This is a genomic window from Arcicella aquatica (assembly GCF_034928825.1).
Lineage (GTDB): Bacteria > Bacteroidota > Bacteroidia > Cytophagales > Spirosomataceae > Arcicella > Arcicella aquatica.
On the sequence record NZ_JAYFUL010000050.1, the window covers coordinates 1 to 25,663 of the forward strand.

16 protein-coding genes are annotated in these 25,663 nt (G+C 35.9%); 7 read left to right on the forward strand and 9 right to left on the reverse strand.

The features are described 5' to 3' along the window. Positions 1-198: 198 nt before the first annotated feature. The 3 genes from VB264_RS20950 to rhaT form a co-directional block, all read right to left on the reverse strand. On the reverse strand, positions 199-1,725 hold the full coding sequence (locus VB264_RS20950) for a response regulator (RefSeq protein WP_323252650.1): 1,527 nt from the start codon (positions 1,723-1,725) through the stop codon (positions 199-201). A 5-nt stretch (positions 1,726-1,730) separates the two neighbouring features. Next, positions 1,731-2,870: an FIST signal transduction protein gene (locus VB264_RS20955; RefSeq protein WP_323252652.1), complete on the reverse strand. Its 1,140-nt coding sequence runs from the start codon at positions 2,868-2,870 to the stop codon at positions 1,731-1,733. A gap of 436 nt (positions 2,871-3,306) precedes the next feature. Beyond that, positions 3,307-4,383: an L-rhamnose/proton symporter RhaT gene (gene rhaT / locus VB264_RS20960; RefSeq protein ID WP_323252654.1), complete on the reverse strand. Its 1,077-nt coding sequence runs from the start codon at positions 4,381-4,383 to the stop codon at positions 3,307-3,309. Between the two features lie 387 nt (positions 4,384-4,770). Between rhaT and VB264_RS20965 the strand changes: the two genes are divergently transcribed. Together VB264_RS20965 and VB264_RS20970 are read left to right on the forward strand one after the other, a co-directional pair. Further along, positions 4,771-5,781 (forward strand): GntR family transcriptional regulator, encoded by a 1,011-nt coding sequence (locus tag VB264_RS20965; protein WP_309921010.1) that lies wholly within the window; start codon positions 4,771-4,773, stop codon positions 5,779-5,781. 195 nt (positions 5,782-5,976) lie between these two features. Continuing rightward, positions 5,977-6,420, forward strand: coding sequence for a transcription elongation factor (locus VB264_RS20970; RefSeq protein WP_323252656.1), 444 nt, complete (start codon positions 5,977-5,979; stop codon positions 6,418-6,420). Here the strand turns inward: VB264_RS20970 and VB264_RS20975 are convergent. After that, positions 6,398-7,291, reverse strand: a complete 894-nt coding sequence (locus tag VB264_RS20975; protein WP_323252658.1) for an AraC family transcriptional regulator — start codon at positions 7,289-7,291, stop codon at positions 6,398-6,400. The two genes, VB264_RS20970 and VB264_RS20975, sit on opposite strands and share 23 nt — an antisense overlap. Positions 7,292-7,545: 254 nt before the next feature. Here VB264_RS20975 and VB264_RS20980 point away from each other — a divergent pair, with 254 nt between their 5' ends. Together VB264_RS20980 and VB264_RS20985 are read left to right on the forward strand one after the other, a co-directional pair. Further along, positions 7,546-8,382, forward strand: coding sequence for a sugar phosphate isomerase/epimerase family protein (locus VB264_RS20980; protein WP_323252659.1), 837 nt, complete (start codon positions 7,546-7,548; stop codon positions 8,380-8,382). A 92-nt stretch (positions 8,383-8,474) separates the two neighbouring features. Next, entirely contained in the window at positions 8,475-9,584 is a 1,110-nt protein-coding gene (locus VB264_RS20985) for a Gfo/Idh/MocA family protein (RefSeq protein ID WP_323252661.1), read from the forward strand. Positions 9,585-9,589: 5 nt separating this feature from the next. On the opposite strand, the gene VB264_RS20990 is transcribed toward VB264_RS20985, so the two are convergent. Both VB264_RS20990 and VB264_RS20995 read right to left on the reverse strand, forming a co-directional pair. Then, positions 9,590-9,949, reverse strand: a complete 360-nt coding sequence (locus VB264_RS20990) for a type II toxin-antitoxin system VapC family toxin (protein ID WP_323252663.1) — start codon at positions 9,947-9,949, stop codon at positions 9,590-9,592. An 8-nt stretch (positions 9,950-9,957) separates the two neighbouring features. Continuing rightward, positions 9,958-10,206, reverse strand: a complete 249-nt coding sequence (locus tag VB264_RS20995; protein WP_323252665.1) for a hypothetical protein — start codon at positions 10,204-10,206, stop codon at positions 9,958-9,960. A gap of 186 nt (positions 10,207-10,392) precedes the next feature. On the opposite strand from VB264_RS20995, the gene VB264_RS21000 reads away from it, so the two are divergent. Continuing rightward, positions 10,393-14,112, forward strand: coding sequence for a PVC-type heme-binding CxxCH protein (locus tag VB264_RS21000; protein ID WP_323252667.1), 3,720 nt, complete (start codon positions 10,393-10,395; stop codon positions 14,110-14,112). Between the two features lie 157 nt (positions 14,113-14,269). On the opposite strand, the gene VB264_RS21005 is transcribed toward VB264_RS21000, so the two are convergent. Both VB264_RS21005 and VB264_RS21010 read right to left on the reverse strand, forming a co-directional pair. Beyond that, on the reverse strand, positions 14,270-16,759 hold the full coding sequence (locus tag VB264_RS21005; protein WP_323252669.1) for a glycoside hydrolase family 9 protein: 2,490 nt from the start codon (positions 16,757-16,759) through the stop codon (positions 14,270-14,272). A 432-nt stretch (positions 16,760-17,191) separates the two neighbouring features. Further along, positions 17,192-20,446 (reverse strand): T9SS type A sorting domain-containing protein, encoded by a 3,255-nt coding sequence (locus VB264_RS21010; RefSeq protein ID WP_323252671.1) that lies wholly within the window; start codon positions 20,444-20,446, stop codon positions 17,192-17,194. A 418-nt stretch (positions 20,447-20,864) separates the two neighbouring features. On the opposite strand from VB264_RS21010, the gene VB264_RS21015 reads away from it, so the two are divergent. Further along, positions 20,865-21,842, forward strand: coding sequence for an HNH endonuclease (locus VB264_RS21015; RefSeq protein ID WP_323252673.1), 978 nt, complete (start codon positions 20,865-20,867; stop codon positions 21,840-21,842). Positions 21,843-22,128: 286 nt separating this feature from the next. Here the strand turns inward: VB264_RS21015 and VB264_RS21020 are convergent, their stop codons facing one another. Further along, the gene (locus VB264_RS21020; protein ID WP_309921044.1) at positions 22,129-23,097 is read right to left on the reverse strand and encodes a KpsF/GutQ family sugar-phosphate isomerase; all 969 of its coding nucleotides are present in this window, start codon (positions 23,095-23,097) and stop codon (positions 22,129-22,131) included. 107 nt (positions 23,098-23,204) lie between these two features. Here VB264_RS21020 and VB264_RS21025 point away from each other — a divergent pair, with 107 nt between their 5' ends. Further along, positions 23,205-25,559, forward strand: coding sequence for a RecQ family ATP-dependent DNA helicase (locus tag VB264_RS21025; protein ID WP_323252676.1), 2,355 nt, complete (start codon positions 23,205-23,207; stop codon positions 25,557-25,559). Positions 25,560-25,663 lie beyond the last annotated feature (104 nt).

Sequence of the window (25,663 nt, forward strand, 5' to 3'; positions counted from 1 at the left end):
AATCAAATAAAATTGTATTTTTCAAATAAATCATCCCAGATGAAAGCAAAAATCCACCCAGAACATGAGTGGATTTTATCGTAAAGTAATATCGAAAAACAATTTTCAAGGGAAGCCTAAGTAGAAAACCTCTCAAATTGTCTCCAAAACGCACAATTTTAGGAAAAATTCGGGATGACTCATGTTTACAACGACTATTTATCTATAGCTATATTTTGCAATCTTTTGGAAAAGCTCATTAGGGTTGAATGGCTTAGTAACATAGTCATTCATACCAACCAAAAATGCCCTATCTTGATTATTCAACGTAGCAGAAGCCGTCAATGCAATAATTGGTATATCCGTATCAGATTCTCTAATTTTTGCTGTCGCAGAATATCCATCCAACACTGGCATCTGAATATCCATTAATATTAAATCATACTTTCCTTTTGCATATTTATCCAAGGCAAGTTGTCCATTCTCAGCTACATCAATTACAATCTGCCAACGTTCTAAGAATTTAGTGGCTACTTTGATATTCATCGGATAATCTTCCACCAAAAGTACTCTTACTCCTTTTAAGGTATGCTCGTTCAACAATTCATTGTGCCCTTCGCTTGATACTTTTGCTCTTAGCTCTGTACCTATTTCCAAGTCTAATGTAAAATAAAAAGTTGAACCTTTACCTTCCGCACTTTCAAGATTAATATCACTGCCATGTAATTGCAACAGGCTTCTTGTAATCACTAAGCCAAGGCCAGTACCACCAAACTGACGAGTAGTTTCTGAGTTTGCTTGCGTAAATTTATCAAAAATCATTCCTTGCTTTTCCAATGGAATACCTATCCCTGTATCAGTAATAGAAATATCCAATGTTACATGCGTTGCCGTTCTTCGTTGCTGAGCAAGCTCTACTGTTATACTTCCATTTTTAGTAAACTTAACCGCATTTGATACTAAGTTTGTGATGATTTGTCCTAAACGCAAGGCATCTCCGACTACCACGTTCGGCACATCATCATCAATCATTAATTTTATTTTATTTCCTTTTTCCTCAGCCTTAATCTGATTCGCTTTTTTGATGTTTGATATCAATTGTTTAATATCAAAAGGAACATTTTCAAGCTCAACTTTACCCGCTTCAATCTTACTAAAATCTAAGATGTCGTTGATAAGTACGTGTAAATTATTCGTCGAGAATTGAAGTATTTTTAAATTTTCAGCCAACGATTCTGATACTTCTTCTTGTTGCATCAAATAAGTAAGCCCTACGATAGCATTCAGAGGAGTACGAATTTCATGACTCATCATTGAAAGAAATTCTGATTTTGCATGAGTGGCAGCCTCCGCCTCTTCTTTCGAGCGTATGAGATCAAATTCAAGTTGCTTGCGATTATCAATTTGAATTTTCAAGAAATCCATCAATTCTAATAGATTATCAGGATCTAAAGATTTTACCTCAGAACTTTCATTTACTTCTAACGAATAAATAGCTTCAATCAATTTTTCAACAGAAAGGCGTCTTTGTTTTATTTCTTCCTTAAGTTTAGTATTGATTTCAGCATAGTCTCTATCATTCAACAAAGAAGAATGTTCAAATAATTCTTTGTCTCTATCAAAACTAAGATATGAATCATTAACAGCTTTTATAAAGGTCTGGAAGTTTTCATTTTCCAAACATTCGTCAGATAAATGCTTTTTTATTTGCTTGGCAAGTAAGCGATGAAATGTTGTATTATTCATTATAATCAATTTTCAGAAAGTGTGGTTATTGTCATGGTTTGATTGTGCAATCCACAACGCGCATTCGGATTTAGGGGTGAAATCTCTCCGTATGAATAAAAACCAGTAATAATAGTATCATCACCCATTATTTCGCGAGCCGCCTCAACCTCCTCTTCAGTTCTTTGTCCAAGTACTAATTTCCTTCCTACACAGCTCACCAATATCGCTAATTCTGGTGAAGCCTCAAAAGGTTGAATAGAATCTTGGGCAGCTTTGGCTGAAGCATCAATTAAACGGTCAAAATTAGCCTTCATAAAACGCACCAAAGAGCCTTTTGGTAATTCGCCAGCAAAAGTCATACTCTTCTTTTCTTCATCAATCGAGAGAATTGTTCTTACTACTGGTTCTGAATCTTCGGTTTCACGCATAGATAAAGGGAAAAGCAAAGCAGCTCCAGGAAGTCCCTCCGCATATTTGCCAAGGTATTCTTTATATAAATCTAGTGCAGCCATGTCTCCGATTTTGTATAATGTATTGTATTCAGACTCCGTCACTCTGCGTTCAGGACCAAAACCATCCCAACCACCCATGGTTCCATGACCTAATCTGAGATTTTCTCCATAAAGCCCTACAGCAACGATTTTCCCTTCTTCGGGGTCATTGTTGAGACCAACCAATGTTTTTTCAAACCTTGCTCCATCGCCAGCTAAACCACCAGAAACCAAAATATTTTCATTGATTTTATGATTCAAACTAGCGATTAATTCGCTTCCATTTACTTTAGCACCATCTGAAATAATGAAAATGGCTTTTAGGTTTTCTCCATTTAAACCAGAAGCTATTTTTTCACCTGCACTTCCACTTTCATAATGGCTTTGAATATCTATAGCAATACTTTTAACATGTGTTTTATCGAATTGTATAGCAGTTACGATAATTGAACCATCGTGAACGGAATCTTGATAGATTTCTCCAGAGGTAGAATTAATTACGATATCTGCATTAGGGTATAAATCTTTAAGATATTGATAGGGCTTAACTGTTTCGAGACAAATTCGTTCGCCAAAGGCTAGCACCAAATTTGCTTTTGAGGCAACAAAATCATTGCCTTCAGAGATACTTTTCCACTGATTGTTTTTGAATACGCTTTGTTGGGTTTTCATTGTAAATTAAGGTTAGGTTTTAATCGATATTATTCATTGAAATATTTTCTCTAAACCAATTATCAAATTACGATAGATAAACAACGACTCGCCTATCTCAAATCTCTGATTAATAGATAAAAAGAGAAGAAACTCTTCTCTAAATTACATAAAAATTTGTCCTTAAACTCAAAGATACTACTATTCTTAAAAAAAAGATATTATGCGTATTTCATATTCAAATAAAATTTTGTAGATGATATCCTTCACTAATCAACAAATGTTCCCCTAAATAATAGGCGTTTTGAATAGATTATTTTTTGACCTTGATAAAAGAGACATTTATCAAAAATATTCAACGTTTATTTTAATTGTATCCTTGCATAAGCCAATTTTGGGCATAAAAAAAGAGCATCAAGTTTTAAACCTGATGCTCATCTTTTTTATAAAAAAAAATTTAGCCTTTCAATGAATTGCCATACCCTACTATTAGTACAGAAATGACAATTGTCAGGATACCCACCAGAATAGTAGATAATGTTTTTTTAGAAACACCTTTCCATTCCCTCAGTACTAATCCCCAAGAATTGGCTACTAAAATGATAAATGCCATGTGAAGTATCCAAGAGCTAGGACCATTACCTAACTTACTTTCGCCCATACCATAGAAAAAGAATTGCAAAAACCATGTAGTACCTGCCACTGCACAGAAGACATAGTTTTTCAATAAAGGAGTCTGAGCATTGGTATAGTCACCAAAAGATTTATTTTTAAAGTTTAAGTAAACACACCAGATTAGGTTGGTGGTTAGTCCCCCCCAAAGAATGACTACATATACTACATTGTTACGATACAAAAACTCGCCCTGACCAGGGTTGTTTGTTACCCAAATTTCATTGGCAACCTTCGACATAGCCGAACCTGCTTCAATACCAAAACTAAAACAAGCACTCAATAAACCTGAAATGATTGAAAAAGTAAGCCCTTTTACAATATCAAATTCTTGGTTGTCAGCATGTGCTTGTCCTGCTAAATCTTTATCTTTTCTGCTACCAGCTTTTCCACAAATCACAATTCCAAGAACACAAACTGCTAAGCCAAGTAATACCATTTGTCCCCAGCTAGTAGAAATCAAATCGTAGATAGTATCTTTTCCTGCAGTTTTATTAAAGTAGTAATAGATAGAAGGAATAATTGACCCGAACACAGAGCAAAGACCTAGAATAATTGAACTACCTAATGATATACCCAAGTATCTTACCCCTAGACCATAGGTTAATCCACCAATTCCCCACAAAACGCCCATCGTGTATGTCCAGAATAAAACACTTCCTTCGCTACTAGCGATAATCGAAGAAAAATCTGGAATGGTAAGGTAGGCTGCTAAAGGTGGCACTACTAACCAAGAGAAAACCCCTCCTACTATCCAGTAACTCTCCCATGACCACCCTCTAACTTTTTTATAAGGAATATAAAAACTCCCAGATGCAAAGCCACCAATAAAGTGAAAAATAACGCCCAAAATTGCTCCCATAATCAATTATTTTTGAATTTAACCACGTAAACACTCCATTAAAAAGGCCATTGTGTTTACAGTTTTATAAGAAAAAAGTATTTTTAATTATTCAGTGAATATCAAGAATTACTACAAATCATATTGGAGAACATTTTTAAAATCATCGAAGAAATTGAGTGTCAATTTTTGAGTAATTTTTATAATTCTAGTTCTTTGAAATAATAGTTTGTAAATTTGGTTCTTGGAATCGTATAAAATTTTACAAGGATAAACCAAAAACAAAAGGGAACTATCATGCACTTCCCTGCTCAGAAGATTAAATTAAAAGAATGTCTAGCTCAAATTAATTTTCAGCCTTACACCTCGTTCTAAACGAAATGGTATGAAGCTGATTTTTCTAAGAATATGTACCAGCTCAAACTCAATCCAAGCGATAAAACACCTAAGTACAAGCAGATCATTCAATCGGTTATTTCGGATATTGAACGCAATGTATTGAAGAAAAACGAACAGCTCCCTTCTATTAGCGAACTTAGTGAGGAATATTACTTAGCACGCGACACCGTAGAAAAAGCCTATCGTGAATTAAAGGAAAGAGGATTTATTACTTCTGTACAAGGCAAAGGGTATTATGTGAATAGTGGAGAAAGCAGAAAAATGCGTATTCTTTTGATATTCAACAAATTAAGCTCGTACAAAAAAATAATATACTATGCTTTCTTGAAAGTATTGGGTGATAAAGCATCTGTTGATTTACAAATTCATCATTATAATGCTCGTCTTTTTGATGAAATCATTGATAAGAACCTTGGCAAGTACAATTACTATGTAGTAATGCCTCATTTTTTTCCTGATTCGGAAAAGGCTATTGCTATGAAGGCTTTGGAAAAAATCCCTTCTGATGAATTAGTACTCCTTGACAAAGATTTGCCTGAATATAAGCATGAGTGCCTGACGGTATATCAAGATTTTGAGCGAGATGTAGCAGAAGCACTAGAAAGTGCCAATGATTTGTTTGCTAAATATCACCGAGTTGTATTGGTTTTCCCTAGCGATGGCAACTATCCTGTAGATATTGTACGAGGTGTTCGTTATTTTTGTGTGAATGCGCACAAAGAATTTATCATCAGAGAGAATGCCGATGAAACATTTTTGATACCCCAAACTGCCTATGTGGTGGTGGAAGAACATGATTTAGCAGAATTGGTCAAAAAAGTACGACAGTCGAGCTATACCCTTGGCACTGAAATCGGGGTGGTTTCTTTTAACGAAACTACTTTGAAAGAACTTTTAGGAATTACGGTGGTCACCACAGATTTTGAAACAATGGGTAGAACTGCGGCGGCATTGCTGTTGGACAATAAAAAAATAAAAATCAAGAATCCATTTTACATGATTCGGAGAGAAACGCTTTAGGTAGCTATCAGCTTTGAGTAATGAGCTATCAGCTTTTATCTGTCGCTGTTTAAAAAGCTGATAGCTCATTACTCAAAGCTGATATGTTCTTTACAGATGAGTAATAACCATTCCTCCTTGAGCCCCTCCCTCCCCTATAAAAATAATAAGCTAAAGGCTCAAAGCTCATTGCTCAAAGCTGATAGCTACAAAAATATGAAACAACAGATTGTCGATTATATAAAAAACTTTTTAGACCAAAGAATACAAACTTCCTATGATGCCATGCAGGCAGCTCAGGCTTCTGCCAATGAAGAATCTAAATCGTCAGCAGGTGATAAATACGAAACATCAAGGGCAATGGGGCAACTCGATAGGGATATGCATGGCTTAATGCACGAGCAAGCCAAAAGAGAAAAAGCCATTGTGGAAAGAATAGACATGAGCCTTACCTTTAAAAAAGGAGCGGTTGGGGCTTTTCTTAAGACTTCTAGCGGAAATTATTTCCTAGCTGTTAGTGTGGGTATTTGTAAAATTGGCAACGACAGTATTATGATAATTTCGCCACAATCCCCCATTGGAGCTTTGCTGATGGGTAAGGGCAAAGGAGAAACCTTTGATTTTAGAGGTAAAGAGGCTATGATTGAGGAGATTTTTTAAACGAAGTATCGCCAAAGGCTAGCCTGAATTGCGAGGGCGTTTGGGCTTTTAAATCCTTAAACTGTTTATTAAAGTTTGACAAAGTATTAAAGCCACTTTCATAACATACTTGTGTTACGCTCAATTTATCTTCCATCAACAATTTGCAGGCATAGCCTACACGAAGTTCGCTCACAAAATCAGAAAAAGTTTTATTCGTCCTTGCCTTAAAATAACGGCAGAAAGCAGCAGGTGCCATGCCCGCTAAAGACGACACTTCTGTTAAGTTAATAGAAGCTCGATAATTATTCAGTACATATTCGTGTACTTTATGCATTCGTTCTGTTTCTGAAGTTTTGTAAGGGTTGGTATAACCAACACTACTGATAAATTCATACTCACTAGTGTTCGCTAATAGATTCAGCATTTCTAATAATTTCAACACCCGTTCAAATCCCTGCAAGGGCAATAGCTCTTTCATGAAAGTAAGCATCTTATCATGCAAACCTCCTGTGATTTCTAACCCCCGACTAGCATTTAAAAAGAAATGCTTGAGCTTCGTCATTTCATATTTCTCAAAAAAATCTTTTCCCAGAAAATCTTCTGTAAAATACACTACAATACCATGTGTTTTTAATGCATGATTTCCCTGAAAATATATTTCGTCACTTCGCCAAAGGTGTGGCAAGTCTGGTCCTACGAACACCATATCGCCTGCTTCAAAGTGTTTGATATTATCCCCAATAAACCGTGTTCCTGTGCCTTCCAGTACGACAAATAACTGATAATGCGGATGGAAATGCCAGTTTGGGTCAAAGTATGGTTCCTTCAATTCTTTGATGGTAAAAGAATGATTGGGCGATTCTATGCTTTTGTTTAAGGGACTTTTCAAAACCTATTTTTTTACTATAATTATGAATGTTAATACTAAAAATATCAAAATACAGTCAAAACTAATCAAAACAGCGGAGTTTTTTATGACTTTTTTTAGATTATTTTGTATTGTTAAAAAATCTTATCTGTTTAATAAACTTTAAACTAGCAAAGCTTTTAAGTTTTTGCTTAACCTTTGAAAATCAGGGACTTTATTTTAAACATAGGCTCGCAGTAAAGTTATTGTTTCTGATAAATCACCTTAAATTAATTATGAAAAAATACGGAATGAATCTGCTTTTATGGGGTACAACCATTGACGAAAGTCTTTTCCCTGTTCTTGAACAAATAAAAGCAATTGGTTTTACAGGGGTAGAAGTACCAATTTTTGATGTTGACCCTGAGCATTGGCAAGCATGGCGTACAAAATTGGACGAGTTAGGCTTAGATAGAATCGCGGTGACAATATGTGGTTCAGACTTCAACCAGATTAGTCCAGACCCAGCTATGAGAGCCGCTACTTTAGCAAGAAACAAAAAGGCTATCGACTGTGCGGTAGTATTGGGAGCTGAGTTATTAACGGGGCCATATCATTCAGCACTAAGTCATTTTACAGGCAAACCTGCTACCGAAGAAGAGTGGAATTGGGCAGTAGAAAGCCTAAGAGAGCTTGCAGATTACGCACAAACAAAGGGAGTTGTACTAGGCTTAGAATATCTCAATCGTTTTGAAAGCTACTTAGTATCGTGTGCTGATGAACTTTTACAATTAGTAGAAGACATCAATCATCCATATTGCAAAATAATGTTTGATACTTTCCATGCCAATATTGAAGAGAAAAGCTTGGGAGATGCTATCAGAAAACTAAGCAAGCATTTAGTACATGTACAGTTATCCGAGAACGACAGAAGTACAGTAGGAAAAGGTAATGTAAACTGGACAGACGTTTTTACCGCTTTAGAAGAAATAAAATACGACGCTTATTTATCAATAGAAGCCTTTAGTTCAAAACTAGCAGTAGCCAACATTTGGAGAAAGATGTTTGAAAATGAAGAAACACTGATGATAGAAAGCTTGGAGTTTATTCAAGCAATGAGCTATAAGCCTTGAGCTATGAGCAATTGTCATTTGCCTAAACAAAAAAAGCTCAAGGCTCACAGCTAGTTGCTCACAACTTTTTTAATAGACTAACAATTAAAATCATGAAACTAAACATTGCCATTGTCGGCTTGGGATTTGGAGCTGAATTTATTCCCATCTATCAACGTCACCCACACACTAATATGTATGCTATTTGTCAGCGTACAGAAGAGAAATTAAATGCCATCGGTGATGCTTTCAATATCGAAAAGCGTTATACAAGCTTTGATGATTTATTGGCAGACCCTGCTGTTGATGTTGTTCATATCAATTCACCTATCCATAACCATGCGGACCAAAGCTTAAAAGCTTTGAATGCAGGTAAGCACGTAGCTTGTACTGTTCCTATGGCTACTTCTGTAGAAGAATGTAAAGCCATTGTGGAAGCAACCAGAAGAACTGGCAAAAAATACATGATGATGGAAACGGTAGTGTACAGCCGTGAATTTTTATATGTAAAAGAACTATATGAAAAAGGTGAACTAGGCAAGGTTCAATTCTTGAAGGCTTCTCACCAACAAGATATGGACGGTTGGCCAGGTTATTGGCCAGGCTTACCACCAATGCACTATGCTACGCACTGTGTGGGTCCTGTAGCTGGTTTATTAAAACTACAAGCAGAATACGTTTCCTGTTTTGGTTCTGGAACTATTCGTGAGGAATTGCACCAACATTATAATTCGCCTTTTGCCATCGAATCAGCGCATATCAAATTCAAAGATTCAGATTTAAGTGCCTTAGTATATCGTTCTTTATTTGATGTGGCTCGCCAATATCGCGAGAGTTTCGAAGTATACGGTTCTAAAAAATCTTTTGAATGGTCATTGATTGAACACGAAGAACACGTAGTGCATACTGCTAAGAAACCCGAGCCAGAAATACCAGAAAAAGTAACGGTGCCAGATTATGCTCATTATTTACCAGAAGAAATTCAAGTATTTACTACGGGTGGCGTATATGATACTGACGAAAACCAACACCTTTCATTCTTACAAGGCTCAGGACATGGTGGTTCGCATCCGCACCTTGTACATGAATTTGTGTCGGCAATTGTGGAAGACCGTGACCCATTTCCAAATGCAGAACAATCTGCTAACTGGACATCAGTAGGTATTTTATCACACGAATCAGCTTTAAAAGGGGGCGAAATTATTTATATTCCTGATTTTTGAATTTTTTAATCAATTGGATTTGAGACTTTGATTTCTTGGATATGTTTAAAGTCATCAATATTTCGAGTATATAATTCGGCATCAAAGACAAGTGCAGTTGCAGCAATAATTGAATCGCCTAATGACATTTTTCTTTGCTGCCGAAGCTCAATGGCTTTATCTATGATTGATAAATTGACAGGTAATAATTGTAGTGTTTCAAAAGTTGCTTGAAAAAGAACTTTGTCAAATGTTTTTAAATTAAGATAACCCAAAACTTCTACTTTAGAAACAATCGAAGTAGCGTTTTCTGGATTTTGTATTAAGTGCCTTAAGGAATGGAAATCTGGTAATGAGGCGTAAATAATAATATTTGTATCAAGCATTATCATAATTAAACCCTGAAAGGTAATGTACGGTCTTGGCGTTGTTCTTTTAACCAATCAAGCATTTCATTTGCCTCGGTTGTAGTCATAGAACTACCTTTTGCAATAATTGCTTGATTATTTTCTAAGGTCGTTTTTTCAGAACCCGTATTTGGATTGTCGTTGGAAATTTTATAGTCTAAATGCAACCTTTCTAACAATTGAACAACCCAATCGGTATCATTTTGATTTGGAATATCAATGGTTATCTGTACCATAATCTTTATTTATTAGTTCATGTTATTCAAAAGTATGAGTTATTAACTAAAATTCAAAAACAGAAACAGTAAAAATTAACAAGAATGAAAAGTACTATTGTCAGCTTTTTGTATCATAAAAATACTCACAATAGCCAAATATCCAATTTTATTTAAATAATCCATGAATTTATTCAATTATCAAAAATGAAAAAATCACTGTTTTGTCTTTGCTTATTCCTGACTTGCCTAGTAGGTTTTTCTCAGAAAAAAGCAAAAAAAAATAAACAATCAGCAGTTCAAACAACGGTGAAAGCCCGTCGTTTGGAAGTGTTATTCCTTGGTGATAATGGCCATCATAAACCGATAGATCGCGTACCAACACTGATGGAGGCTTTAGGAAATAAGGGTATCAACATTACTTATACTGATAAATTAGAAGACATCAATACGACTAATTTGAATAAGTTTGATGCCTTGATGATTTATGCCAACTGGGATAATATCACGCCTGATGCTGAGAAAGCACTCTTAGCCTATGTGGCTTCTGGAAAAGGAATTTTGCCTATACACTGTGCGTCTTTCTGTTTTAGAAATTCGCCTGAGTATGTTAAGATGGTAGGTGGACAGTTCTGGCGCCACACGATGGATACTATCCGAGCGAATATTGTTCAACCTAATAGTCCAATTTTAAAAGATATTTCAGGTATCAAAGCCTTCGATGAAACGTATTTGCATAGCCAATTACAGCCTGACAACAATGTTTTGATGACGCGTGACATCAAAGCTGACCAAACAAAAGACCGTCCAGATGCTAAAACTGAACCTTACACTTGGACTCGCCAATACGGAAAAGGCAAAGTATTTTATACAGCTTATGGTCACGATGAGCGCACATGGACAAATCCTGATTTCTTGAAACTATTAGAAAACGGAATCATTTGGGCTGTTGATGAACAAGCACAGACTGCTCATGCTGCCCTTCACCCTGAAGCTTTTTCATATAGTCCAGCAAAGTTACCTAACTACGAAAAACGCCCTGACCCACAATTATTGCAAGCAGCGCTTTCTCCAGAAGAATCTATTAAGCATATACAAGTACCCGTTGATTTTAATTTAGAAGTTTTTGCCCACGAGCCTAATGTAATGCACCCAATTGCTATGTCTTGGGATGAGCGTGGTCGTTTGTATGTACTAATCACCAAAGATTACCCTAACGAACGCAAAGAAACTGGTGGTAGTGACTATATCTTAATTTGTGAAGACACCGACAAAGATGGTAAAGCTGACAAATTCACTCACTTTGCAGACGGTCTAAGTATTCCTACAGGATTAGTTTTCGCCAATGGTGGCGTTATTGTAGCTCAAGCACCACACATGCTATTTTTGAAAGATACCGATGGTGACGACAAAGCCGATGAAAAGAAAATATTGTTCTCTGGTTTTGGCACTTCTGATACGCATGCAGGACCATCAAACTTACATTATGGTTTTGATAACTGGATTTGGGGATGTGTAGGATATGCAGGATTTCAAGGAAAATTTGCCGAAAAAGATTCAGTTAAATTCGGTCAAGGATTCTTTAGATTCAAAGCCGATGGTTCTGATTTTGAACATATCACTAGTACTTCAAATAATACTTGGGGTTTTGCTTTCAACGAAACTGGCGATATTTTTGGTTCTACTGCCAACAATTCACATGGCTGGTACATGGCTATTCCGCATAGAAATATTTTAGCGCCTTTATCAAACAATGGTAGCCGAAGTACGGATACGCATAAAGATATGAAAACCATCACACCAAGAATTCGTCAAGTAGATGTTTTTGGTGGATATACTGCGGCAGCGGGTCATAACTTTTATACGGCTAGAGCTTTCCCGAAAAATTATTGGAACAAAACGGCTTTTGTTTGTGAACCTACTGGACACGTAGTGCACCAGAATGTAATGACAAAAAATGGTACAGATTACAGCGACGTAGAAGGTTTTAACCTTTTGGCAGGTGCCGATGAATGGGTATCGCCAGTATTTGCGGAGGTAGGACCAGACGGTGCCGTTTGGATTGCTGATTGGTATTCTTTCATTATCCAGCATAACCCAAAACCAAATGGTTTTGAAATGGGTAAAGGAAATGCTTATGAAACTGATTTGAGAAACTATACACATGGTAGAATTTACCGTGTAAGTTATAAAGAAGCTCCTAACTATACTCCTTTGAGTTTATCGAAAGACCGTCCACAAGAATTGTTAGCAGCACTCAAGAACACGAATATGTTCTGGAGAATGAATGCTCAGCGTATGTTAGTTGAACGTGGACAAAAAGACATCGTACCAGCGTTGATTGAAATCACAAAAGACCAATCTTTAGACGAAGCAGGTATCAATCCAAGTGTAATTCATGCGTTACGTACATTGGAAGGATTAGGCGTAATAAACGACCCAGCAGTACAACAAGCGTTGGTGGCTAGTTTATCACATCCATGTTCGGGTGTTCGTAAAACTGCTGTACAAATTTTACCACGCAATGAGGCTTCTGTGAAAATATTGTTGAACAATAACCTCTTGAATGATAAAGAACCTTTAGTGGTATTAAATACATTGTTAGCTTTATCAGAAATGCCTTTGACAGCTGAATCTGAGAAAGTTTTGTTAGCTAGATTAGAGCAATCAACTGAGGTAAACGACCGTTGGTTGCCTGATGCCTTTGCGTCGGTATTAACTAGTCACAATCAGGTTTTACTTAAAAAATATTTGCAGACTCTTTCAAAAAGTGCATCTACACCAAAGGCAAAAACAGATGCAATGCCTGCTCACCACGACCATGCGGCCATGATGCAAAATGAGAAAGCTCCTGCTACTAAGTCTAACAGCAACAAGCCTGACTTAGTAATTACTAAAATCAACTTTATGCCTGCTAATCCTGCATTAGGCGAAAATACTCTATTCAACATCGAAGTAAAAAACCAAGGTGGTGTAGCTTTAGCTCAAGGAGAAGTTATTAATCTTAATATCAGAATTGAAGGCGTAGGTAGAAAATTTGACTTAGTAAGCCATACTTTTGATGGAGGTATTCCTGCTGGCGAAAGCGTAAACATTGATAAATATAACAATGGTGCATGGGTTGGTAATTTAGGGTTATCGTCTGATATGGCGGGTACTTATACTATCTCGGTAGATGTAGATAAAACGAACATTATTGCTGAAGATAACGAGAAGAATAATGCTTATAGCCAAAAATTGACTTTCAATGCTCCGAAGAGTATGTCGAACTACGCTATCGAAAAAGCCGTGAAAAACTATGCTAACGTTTCTTCTCCTGATTCTGTGGTGGCTTTATTGAAACTAAGTCAGAAATTGGATGAAACAAGTGCTGCTTCACTCATTAAAGGAGTAGCTGATGGCTGGAACTATCGAAAAAAATCACAGGTGAAAGATAGCGATAAGGCTTTCTTGGCAAGTTTAAGCAAAACACTTTCGCCTGACAACAAAGCTAAATTAGCACGCTTATTCCAAATATGGGAAGTAAAAGAAGAAGTGGTAGATGCCAACAAGGTGGTGATTGTGATAAAGTCTGTGAAGGAAGAAATGAAGTTTGATAAAAAGGAATTCACGGTAAAAGCAGGCACTAAAGTAGAATTGGTTTTTGAAAACCCTGATGCCATGCAACATAATTTGGTAATTGGGAAACCAAAATCGCTAGAAATCATTGGAAAGGCAGCGAACAAAATGATTACTCAAAAGGATGCTTTAGATAAAAACTATGTACCTAACATTCCTCAAATCATTGCTTCAACGCCTTTGGTTAACCCCGAAGAATCATATCGTCTGACATTCACAGTACCAGAACAAATAGGAGATTATCCATTTGTATGTACTTTCCCTGGGCACTGGAGTATCATGAACGGCATAATGAAAGTAGTAAAATAATTTTTTTGATTGAAAATAATTAGTGAAACCTCCACATGTATTTTGTGGAGGTTTTTTGTTGTATCACCGCACCGTAGCACGACTTTCCAAGTCGTGCATATCTTAAATTGATACATAAACTAATACACGAGTTGGAAACTCGTGCTACAGCAGTAATTTATTCAAACTTAGCAAATGAATAACCCTTAGCTTTCAACACCTGAATCAGTTCATCTAGCCTATCATAAAACTTATCTTTCCTTTCAGGCGAAACGCCTATGTGGGTCAATAAGATAAATCCATTCAAGCCTTTAGCTTCACTTGCTTCATATTCAAATATCCGTTGAAATATCTGTTCTGAAGACTTATAATTAGGCATATCAGGCGTAGTATAATCAGCATTAGAAGAAGTCCCACCAGTATAATTAACAAGGGTAAGTCCAGCTTGTTTTGTCCAATCAACAATAGTTTGATTATACCATTCGTAAGGAGGCATAAAATACTGAGCCTGTTTAGCTTGTACACCAAACTTCGCTAAGGCATCATAATTTTGTTGAAGGTCGGTCGTAAATTGCTCTTTATTGATTAGAAGAGAATCGCGGTTTGTCCAAGGTGCATACAACAAATGTTTGTCGGAATGACAACCTACATAATTTTTTTGTGCAATCAATTTCTCAATAGTAGTCTTGAAAGCAGGATTTCTATAAAAATCTCCTGTAAAGAAAAAATTAGCCTTAATATGCTGTTTATCCAATACCTTAGTGATAGTTTCCCCTCCATCATTAAACTCATGTCCTGTAAAAGCTAGGTAGATTTTCTTCTCGTTAGGGTTCATTCTAATAATACCTCCTGATTCTTTCTCTATTTTACTGTTGGTTTGACCCAACCCTTCTTTCTCATAATGCGATAGTAAAAATGACAAGCTAGCAGTGCCATCCATTGTTGGTTCGTCAGTAGAATAATCTCCGTAATCATCATGATAAACCACTAAGTCAGATTGAAACTGCGCATATTCATCTGGTTGATAAAGTGTTATTCCTATCAGTTTATTCCAAATAGAGCCATAAACAGGACCATCTACCAAACCGCCATCTATTTTATAATTATATAGATGCGTGAAAGCTGAGTGAGGGTCTTGTGGTGATATGCCCGCATTGGGATAACCACATATCATACTAGTTCCCCAAGGATTACAGCCCAATAGCCAATCACGCATGGCGGCTTCCATTGCTATGTATTTTGTGCTATTCGTAAGTTTTCGGTACAATACCAATTGGGTGATAAGTCCGCTTACATAATTGTTTGAACACCACACAAAGGGAACACCATTCAGAAAAGGGTTATTTTTGCCTCTTTGAAAAACCTTCTCTATCCCACTTTCTAAATACTGTTTAAACTCTTTTGAATAAGTTTTTTGAGTGGTGTTTTTGGCTAAGAAGTAATGCCCTAAATTCACAAAGGGATACCACTGATAATGCCTAGCTGTATCCGCACCCATCCAAGGCGTAGTAGGTTCTTGTCGGCCAAAGGTTGCCGCTTCATCTACGATTTTCCGTTCAGTTAGTACATTAGACAATTGTGTCGCCGCTAATTCCATGTCATCCACCCAATTGTCTTCTTCGTAAAAATAAGGTGCTCCACCAGGGGCAGTTTGACTAACTCCAGGGAATTCTTTCCCGAATTGATAGGCATCTATGGCTTTTTCTTTTAATTGCTTGGCAAATGCTGGATAATATGACTGGAATAAATGATGCCCAAGTGCAAAGGCGGAGGCAAACTTGCCTACAGTCGATGATACGCCCGTCGTCCTATTTTTATATTTAAAGCCTTGTGGCTTACCTGTAATAAAATACACTGGTCTGGCTAAGCCTTGGTTGGTAGCATATTTGGTTAAGTCTTTATTAGGCAATCGCAGACCTCTGTGGTCGCGGTCATCAGCCAATTGATTGTAAAACTCATGCTTGGCAGGATTCATTTTCACCAACCAATCTAATCCCCATTTAGCTTCATCCAATATATCAGGAATGCCATTTTTACCAAGATTTCCCCAAGCATCATGCTTGTCGGTATATACCTCTGGGTTTTCTTGATAAGCAAACATCATTTGAAAAATAGCATTAGCGGAGGTAGTAACGTATTGAAGGTAATCAGAAGCATCATGCCAGCCTCCCGACACATCTAGATGCGTAGAATCTTTTTGTTTATCAGGATGATATACGATAAAGCCATCAGCTTTATGGCAAGAGTCTTTCAAGAAAGGATTATATCCACTTCTTTGCTGACGCATATATTTCAGCACAAAATCCGCCGAACCTTCATATACATCAGCATTGATTCGGAATATTGGAGATTTGGTTTGTCCTACTTGAAGATAATAAGTGCCTTGTTGGGTAAATTTTGAAAAGTTAAGTCTAGCAGCGGATTGAAAAGAAGCATATTTGCCAAATTGTTGTATTTGGCTCGAATGAAAAACTACCTTCTTCGTCAGTACATCAACCAACGAAAAGCTTGTCACTTTCTCTTCGCTTTTACTTACCCAAACACCCACTTTTTGTGATTGTGGTAAATACCCTACTTGATTAATTCTTATCCAAGCATTTTGAGTAGTTTGACCAATTGTCGTATAACATAAAAAGAAAGTTAAAATGATGAAGTATAGTTTTTTCATGAAGCTTTTTACTTTAAAATTAGCGTATTAATTTCTCAGATTCAAGCTTAAGTAGCGATTAGCAAATTGTCTGATTGGTGATAGCCCTGAATTAAAAAAAATGTTTCATTCTTTTTAATAAATATTTTTTTTTGACTTTTCAGTAAAACATAAGTCATCCCGAATTTTTCCTAAAATTGTGCGTTTTGGAGACAATTTGAGAGGTTTTCTACTTATTATTATCTAGTCCTTACTTTTCTTTCCTTGATGAAAGAAAAGTAACAAAAGAAAATCAAGAATTCCTAAACTCGCTAGCGCTCAAACAGTAGGAATTCGTTGTTCATCAATCATAAAAAAGCGGTCGAAATTAGTTTTTCGACCGCTTTTTTGTGATTTTAAAATTCGGGATGACTCATGTTTTACACTAATAATACATTAAATCATTAAAAATAATTATCTCAAAACAGTTACTTTATGATTTTCTATTTTACCATCATTTAAGTCAACAGAAAGTAAATAATTGCCCGAAGGGAGGTGTTTAATACTAATACCTTCTGCTGAAATAGCATTAGATTCTAGTACAGTAATACCACTCATATTTTGCAATTTCACACGACTAACTTTATTCAAAGTATTCGATGAAACATATAATATATCAGACGTTGGATTAGGATAAACTACCGATACTGTATTTCTTTCAGCAGTAACTCTATTAAGGTTAGTAGTAGAAGTACCATCTTTTGGTGAAAAAGATACATGACTATTCCCTGCACTTAAAGCAGTCGTATTCAAAGAATAGTTAACTTGGTAATTTTGGTTATTAGCAACTACTGATTGTCCCGGAATAACAAAAATAGGCGTTTCTGTTACCGCTAAGTGGAAGTTATGAGTGCTATCTGTAACACTTAGACTATCCATTTTTTCACTTCCTGCTTTTGGATAATAGATTTTAATATCGTTGATATTATCCAAAGCTAAAGTATAATTACCTGTTCTTCCTATTTCATCTGGAATCATTAAAGCATACGCAGATTTCCCATTTAGTTCATATCGATCTACCAATGGATCTTGTGAAATCGTTTCTTTGTAAACGTAATTCCCTATTAGATTTTTTGTTTGGTACAAATAATCAGCAATCGGACGGCGTTGTCTTAATGAATCTATTAAACCAGAAGATGCAAATTGAGTAGCATTGTAAAGGTCTGAATCATACAACATATAAAAGAAGCTTCTTTCTAATCCTAAACGGTTATACATCAATGCCGAACGAAGCCCCCAATCAGCTTGAGTGATAAGAGCAGATTTGCTACCTATTGGAATAGCCTTTAATGGACTATTTTGATTCAAATCAAAGCCTAATTCAGTAATCCACACTGGCATATCATAAGCTTCATCATGTGCTAGTTGAACAAACTTTTTTGCGGTATTTAAAGCCGAAGAAACTTCTGGGGCAGCCGCTCTTGTTGAAGAACCACTTTGTGACGAATTAGCATTATCTGAATATAAGTGATAATTAATTACATCCCAACATAAATTGACTTTTCCATCAGGCTTATAACCTCTGAACTCCTTACACCAGTCTATCATTCCTCTTACATAGTCTGGGTCAGCAGAAGCCAAACCTGCCATTACTACTTTAATGTTGGGGTCTGCGTTTTTAACACCAATACCTGGCCCCATAGTATTTTTATGTCCATCATAAAATGCTGATAAGTTAGCCGCATATTCACGAGCTGTTTGATAGCCTTTACGTCCTTTCCACCATTTATCTCTTTCATTACCACATTCAATGTATTTTATCACATTAAGACCTACTTTTAACACATTTGGGCTATCGCTTGTCCAACGTGGTTGATCAAAAACACTAAGCAATGTAGTATCAACATTAGCGTTGCTTCCGTATCTAGCAATATACTGAAACGCTACTTGTGCTTGGTCTTTATAAGCATTTGGGTCTGAATATGAATACCCATATCTTGCTGGAACAATTTGTCCATCATGATATGTAGAATCAGGATATGTATTAAAAAACCAGTAAGGAACCCCTTGCAAACATGGCAAAACCTCTATCCCATCTTGCTTACAACGTTCATAGATTGCATCATAATTCCAACCTCCATTAAAGCATGGGTTATACGTATAAACATTTTCAAAGTGTTCTATTTTCTCCCAGTCCATATACTGACGAAAACCTGTAAATGCTTTAAAAGCCTGAACTTTATTTTCATCAAGTAAAGAAGCATCACTAGCTTTTAAGAAATCCCATTCAAAAGAATTGATACCAAAAGCATCTTTCATTTTTATATTTTTCAAAGGTGGACTTGTTTGAGTAACAGTACTGGCTGTATAAGTACCATACAATTCCATTTCTCTAGGAAATCCCCCATAACAATTGATAAGTAAATATTTGAAGTTAGCAGTAGAAGGATTTGCAAGCACAAAATTATTAATATCATTTGGGTTAGGGCCAACCCATTGGTTATAAGATTCCCCTTTGAAAGTAGCAATGAGTACTCGTTCCCATTGGTCAGTAATACCATATAACTTAAATGGTTCGTTTGTCAGAGTGCCAGAACCATCATAAAACTTTACACTTTGAATATTAATTACTTCTCCTTCTTTTAAAGGATAGTAACAGTCATAATTATCCAAAATTTTGCCCCATCCTGTAAATACCTCATTGTCAGTATTTCCATCAAATAAAGCATCTAACCCATACCCTACATGGTTTAGTTGATACCATCTTTTAGGGGCAATCGGTATTTTAGTGCCTACTATTGTAGGACCTGTTGGCGTAGTTGGCGTTGTTGGAGTTGTTGATCCAGATACAATTGCTTTGGCCGCTCCATTAACAGGATTGCCATAAACATTAACTTTCTGAGGAACATTATTGCCGTATTTACGAACAATAATGGCATCGGCCACAATCGGATTTGCCAAATTCAAGTCAACAAATGAATTATACGTTGACCCATCAAATAAGCCTAAATATGTTTTTGTCGTATCATTTAAAGCATAAATAGAGGCTGGTCTATCAGTAAAAACACCTGTATAATCAAAAAATGAAAGTTTTGAAATAATACTTTTAAATTCAAGGGTTAGTTTTATATCAACCCAAACACTGTTGCTACTCGACCACGAACTTTCTACTAATACATCTAAACTATCTGAAAGCCAAGGCGTATAATCTTGCCCTGTGTTGATATTAGGCGTGATTGCAAAGTATCTTAAACGGTTTAATGACGGACTATTGGGTGTTGTCTCACCAAATACTTTGATTTTCTGAGGGATATCATTGCCAAATTTTCTAACAACGATAGCGTCGGCAATAATAGGAGTTGTTAAGTTCAAATCAACAAAATTATCGTAAGTAGAACCATCAAATAAACCAAGGAATGTCAACGTAGTATCTTTCAACGCATAAATGGAAGCTGGATGTTCTGTAAAAACACCTGTGTAATCATAAAATGAAAGCTTTGAAATTGTACTCCTATGTTCAAAAGTTAGCCTAACGTCAACCCATTTGGCATTATTAGTCCATGCACTTTCAACGAGTGAGTCTAGGTTATCAGTGAGCCAAGAGGAATAATCCTGTCCAGTGTTTTCGCTAGGGTTGATTGAGATGATTTTTACACGATTTGTACTTTGTGAGAAGCTAGTGTGTAAAGAGAAGAATAAGGTACAACAGAGTAATAGAATTTTTTTCATTTTTTTAAAATATAATAGTGAAATATGCAGAAGTCATTGCACATCAAATATAATATTTTTATCATTCATCTCTTTTATACTTCTTGAAAATTAATATTTATTTATTCAACAAATTACTGAGTATCGATAAATAAAATTGATTTATTATCAAATGTTAATTAACAACAAGAGGTGTATTGATTGTATGATTGTAGCACAGCTTTCTAAGCTGTTATTATGTACTACCTAATATTGTAAGTACATTTATTATGAAAGCCTAAAGCTCATCTTCATTATAATCGATAGCACTATTATTCATTATGAAATGTATTTGAAACTAACTTTGTATTTGAGTTGGAAAATCATGATATAGAAGTATTTATTCAATGCCTTTAAAGTGCTAATCTTTTACTATATTTTTACTTTAAAATATGTAAATATGTCCAACATTTTAGATTATTTCATCCATGCTTTTACTCATCTACGCCGTGATAACAAAAACGGTGGAGCTCCTCACAAACCTATACTACTAATAGCTTTAATCCATGAGTACGAATTAGGACATATCCCAGACCACAAGGTTTATATCACCCCCGAACTTACACACTCCTTTTCTCTCTTTTGGAATCAGTTAGTAACAACGCCTCACGACCCAAGATTCGCTTTGCCTTTCTTTCATCTTACTGGCGAAAAAGGGAATTGGTGGCAATTAATGCCTAATGTAGGTTGTGAATTATGGATTGAAAACGCAGGCTCAATGCGAAGTTTTGGCAATTTGAGTGCTGCCGTAGCTTATGCTATAATTGATATAAATTTAGCGACTCTACTGCTCAATCAGGAAAGTAGAAACCTCCTAAAACAAGTACTACTGAAAACCTATTTCCCCAACAAAACCCTACAACAAGATTCTTTTGAACAGGATACATATTTTGATAATCTCAAAAACGATATTTATGAGCCATCAATCGCTTATAAGAGTAAATTAGAAGATTTAAAGAAAAACCTTGACCCCGAAACGTATCAGATTGAAGTCTATAATAGAGGTGCGATTTTTAGAAGAGAAGTAGTAAAAATCTATGATGCTACTTGTGCAATATCTGGTTTAAGAATATCGGCTTCTTTTAGTATTTCGATGGTAGATGCTTGTCATATTATTCCTTTTGCTATTGCATTTGATAATACATTAACCAATGGAATAGCGCTTTGCCCAAATCTTCACAGAGCGTTTGACCGTGGACTTATTGCAATAAATGACCACTACGAAATAATCTTATCAAAATCCTTTAAAGAAAATAAAGAAAGTGACTATAGTTTTCATAAATTAGAAGGCAAAACAATTTTATTACCTCAACAACTTGACTATCAGTCATCATTAGAGAATTTCGCTTGGCATAGAACAAATATTTTCAAGAAATGACATATCCATTTTTAAATTAATAAACATCGAAAAATTATTGATTGGTTTTCAAATTCCTCTTAATAATTTTAAATATGAAGTGATAGATGGAAATAGACGTTTAATAACTTCAAAAATAATCAAAGCTTAGTTGGTATAAATGTGTACGGTATTGCAAAAACCATTATTGAATCACAAGTTATTCCAAGAGCTATATATCATAAATTTCTATGTCTTTTATTACCCTCAAAGCAATACCGATTACATTGAGGGTATATTATTATTTGTCTTCATTAACACTCCCCTACTACACCAACCCCTCCTTCAACAAATCATGCAAATGAACAAAACCTATCGGTTTATTATTTTCAACTACTACCAACTGCGTAATACTTTTCTCTTGCATCAGTTGCAAAGCTTCTACGGCAAAAGCATCGGCATTGATTGATTTTGGTTTGGCTGTCATAATATCTTTCGCTGTTAATCCTACCAAATTATCATGTACGTTTAACATTCTTCGTACATCACCATCCGTAATTATACCTAGTAAGTCGTTGTCCTGATTTACTACTGCTGTTGCACCTAATCTTTTAGAACTAATTTCTAAAAATGCCTCTTTAATACTTGCATTTTCGGATACTAGGGGCAATCCATGATTAGGATAAATATCTGATACTTTCAGGTATAAACGCTTGCCTAAGGCTCCACCAGGGTGATATTTGGCAAAATCATCACTATTAAATCCACGGCATTCTAATAAGCATACTGCAAGGGCATCTCCTAATGCCAAAGCTACTGTTGTACTGGTTGTCGGAGCAAGATTTAAAATGTCAGCTTCTTTCTCCGTATAGGCATGTAAAATAAAATCTGCATTTTTACCTAGATAAGAACTTGTATTTGAAACCATTGCAATTAATTTTACACCAGTTCGCTTAATAAGGGGTATCAAAATTTTTATTTCGGGTGTATCGCCCGATTTTGAAATACACATTACGGTATCTTCTGTTTGAATCATCCCTAAATCACCATGTATGGCATCGGCAGCATGCATGAACAAAGCGGGCGTTCCTGTCGAATTAAGCGTAGCCACAATTTTCTGGGCGATAATTGCAGATTTGCCAATACCAGTAATCACCAAGCGACCTTTGGCCTTAAGTAGGTGATTTACACATGATTCAAACGATGAATCAATTGATGCAACAATTTTTAGGATTGCATTTGCTTCTTCCTCTAAAACTTTTTTTGCAGTTGATTGGATATTTTTTACTAATTTCAATGTTAGAAACAGTTTTTCAAGACTGATTTTGTGTTAAATTTATTACAAAGATAAAGGATTATTAACCACGATATTAATCAAAAAACCTTTTACAAGTTTCAAAAACAATGAGTGTTACACAAGAAACCACCGACTTTTTAAAAGAAAAACTCAAAGAGACTTTTGGATTTTCCCAGTTCCGTGGTGAACAAGAAGATATTATAAAAAACACCCTTTCTGGCGAAAACACTTTTGTCATTATGCCGACGGGTGCGGGGAAATCATTATGTTATCAAATGCCTGCCATTGCGATGGAAGGTACTGCTATCGTAATTTCTCCGTTGATTGCCCTGATGAAAAATCAGGTTGATCAAATGAACGCATTTGGAATCAATGCTCAATTCTTGAATTCATCATTGAACCGTGCTGAAATGACGAAAGTTAAAAATGCGGTTATCAGCGGAGAGGTAAAGTTGTTATACATCGCTCCTGAATCTTTAACCAAAGAGGATAACCTAGCGTTTTTAAAACAAGCCAAAATCTCTTTTGTAGCAATCGACGAAGCACACTGTATTTCTGAGTGGGGGCATGACTTCCGCCCTGAATACCGCCGTATTCGTTCTATCGTAGAAAGCATCAATACAAAGTTACCAATCATTGCCCTTACAGCCACAGCTACACCAAAAGTTCAGCAGGATATCCAAAAGAACTTGAACATGGACGATGCTAGGCTGTTTAAGTCTTCATTCAATCGTAAAAACCTTTATTACGAAATCCGTGCGAAGCGTGATGATATTGATAAACAAATTATCAAATACATCAAGGCCAATCATGGAAAGTCGGGAATTATCTATTGTTTAAGCCGTAAGAAAGTAGAAGAAATTGCTAATTTACTCAATGTAAATGGTGTAAGAGCTTTGCCTTATCATGCTGGTTTAGATGGAGATGTTCGCATGGCTAATCAAGAGGCTTTCTTGAATGAAGAAACGGATGTAATGGTAGCAACGATTGCCTTCGGGATGGGAATCGATAAGCCAGATGTTCGCTTTGTGATTCACTACGATGCGCCAAAGTCATTAGAAGGCTATTACCAAGAAACTGGTAGAGCTGGTCGTGATGGGCTGGATGGTACTTGTATCATGTTTTATGCGAAAGAAGATATCAACAAGTTGGATAAATTCAACAAGGATAAAACCATTACTGAGCGCGATACTGCTCGTATGCTATTGCATGAAATGGTACATTATGCCAACTTGGGCACTTGTCGCCGTCGTCAATTATTAAACTATTTTGGTGAACACGTTGATAAAGACTGTGGTTTCTGTGACAACTGTAACAAACCAACACCAAAATATAAGGTAGAAGAAGCAGTAGTATTGGCCTTAAAAACGGTTGAATTAACAGGCGAGCGTTTTGATGCACAACATATTGCAGATATTTTGATGGGTTATAAAAGCCAATATGTGGGCAGTTATGAACACAACAAAATTGAAACATTCGGAAAAGCTAAATCATTGTTCAAACTGAATGCTGATGAGGACGAAGACGACGATGATGACGATGACGACGAAGTAGAATTTTCGGATGAAGAAGATGAGGATGGAAATCCGATTCCGAAACAAAAGAAAGCAAAACCAGCAGCGAAATCAAAGAGTAGAAAAAATGCTGAACCTGAACCGATTGAACAATGCGTTTCGATGGTGCGTCAGATAGCGGTATTAGGATTCTTAGAAAAAGATGTTGAGAATTATGGTGTATTGAAAGTTTCTGAAAAAGGGAAAGAGTATTTGAAAGACCCTTATCCGTTAACGCTTTCAAAAGACCACGACTACGAAAACGAGAAAATAGAAGAAGACGAAGAAAAAGAAGCGGCATCGGGCAGTGGTTCGTATGATGTAGCATTATTTGAATTGTTGAAAAACCTTCGTAAAAAGCTTGCCAAAGAAAAAAATCTTCCTCCGTATGTAATCTTCCAAGATCCATCACTTGAGGAAATGGCAACGACCTATCCTACCACCAAAGATGAGATGGCTCAGATTAATGGTGTGGGTATGGGTAAGGTTGTAAAATTTGGTCGTCAGTTTATTGATTTAATCAAAAAATACGTTGAGGATAACGAGATTGAAACCGCTACGGAAGTAGTTGTGAAATCGGCAGTAAATAAATCAAAAATCAAGATTCATATCATTCAACAGGTTGATAGAAAAGTGGATTTGGATATCATTGCTGACCAGAAGGAGCTTTCGATGGCAGAATTAATTGAGGAAATCGAACATATCTGTTATTCTGGTACTAAACTAAATCTTGATTATTATATCAACCAAGTGGTTGAGCCTGATAAACAAGAAGAAATTTTTGAATACTTCATGGTGGCTGAATCTGACAATATCGCAGTGGCTTTGGAAGAATGTAATATTGATGATATTACCGAAGAAGAATTGAGATTGATGAGAATTAAGTTTTTGAGTGAAGTAGCGAATTAAGAGTTGTGAGTGATGAGTTGTGAATTTAGTATGTACTTAAATTTACATAACAACGTCATTTTTCACATTGGTTACTTACATTAATCCTTAAAATCAATCAATAA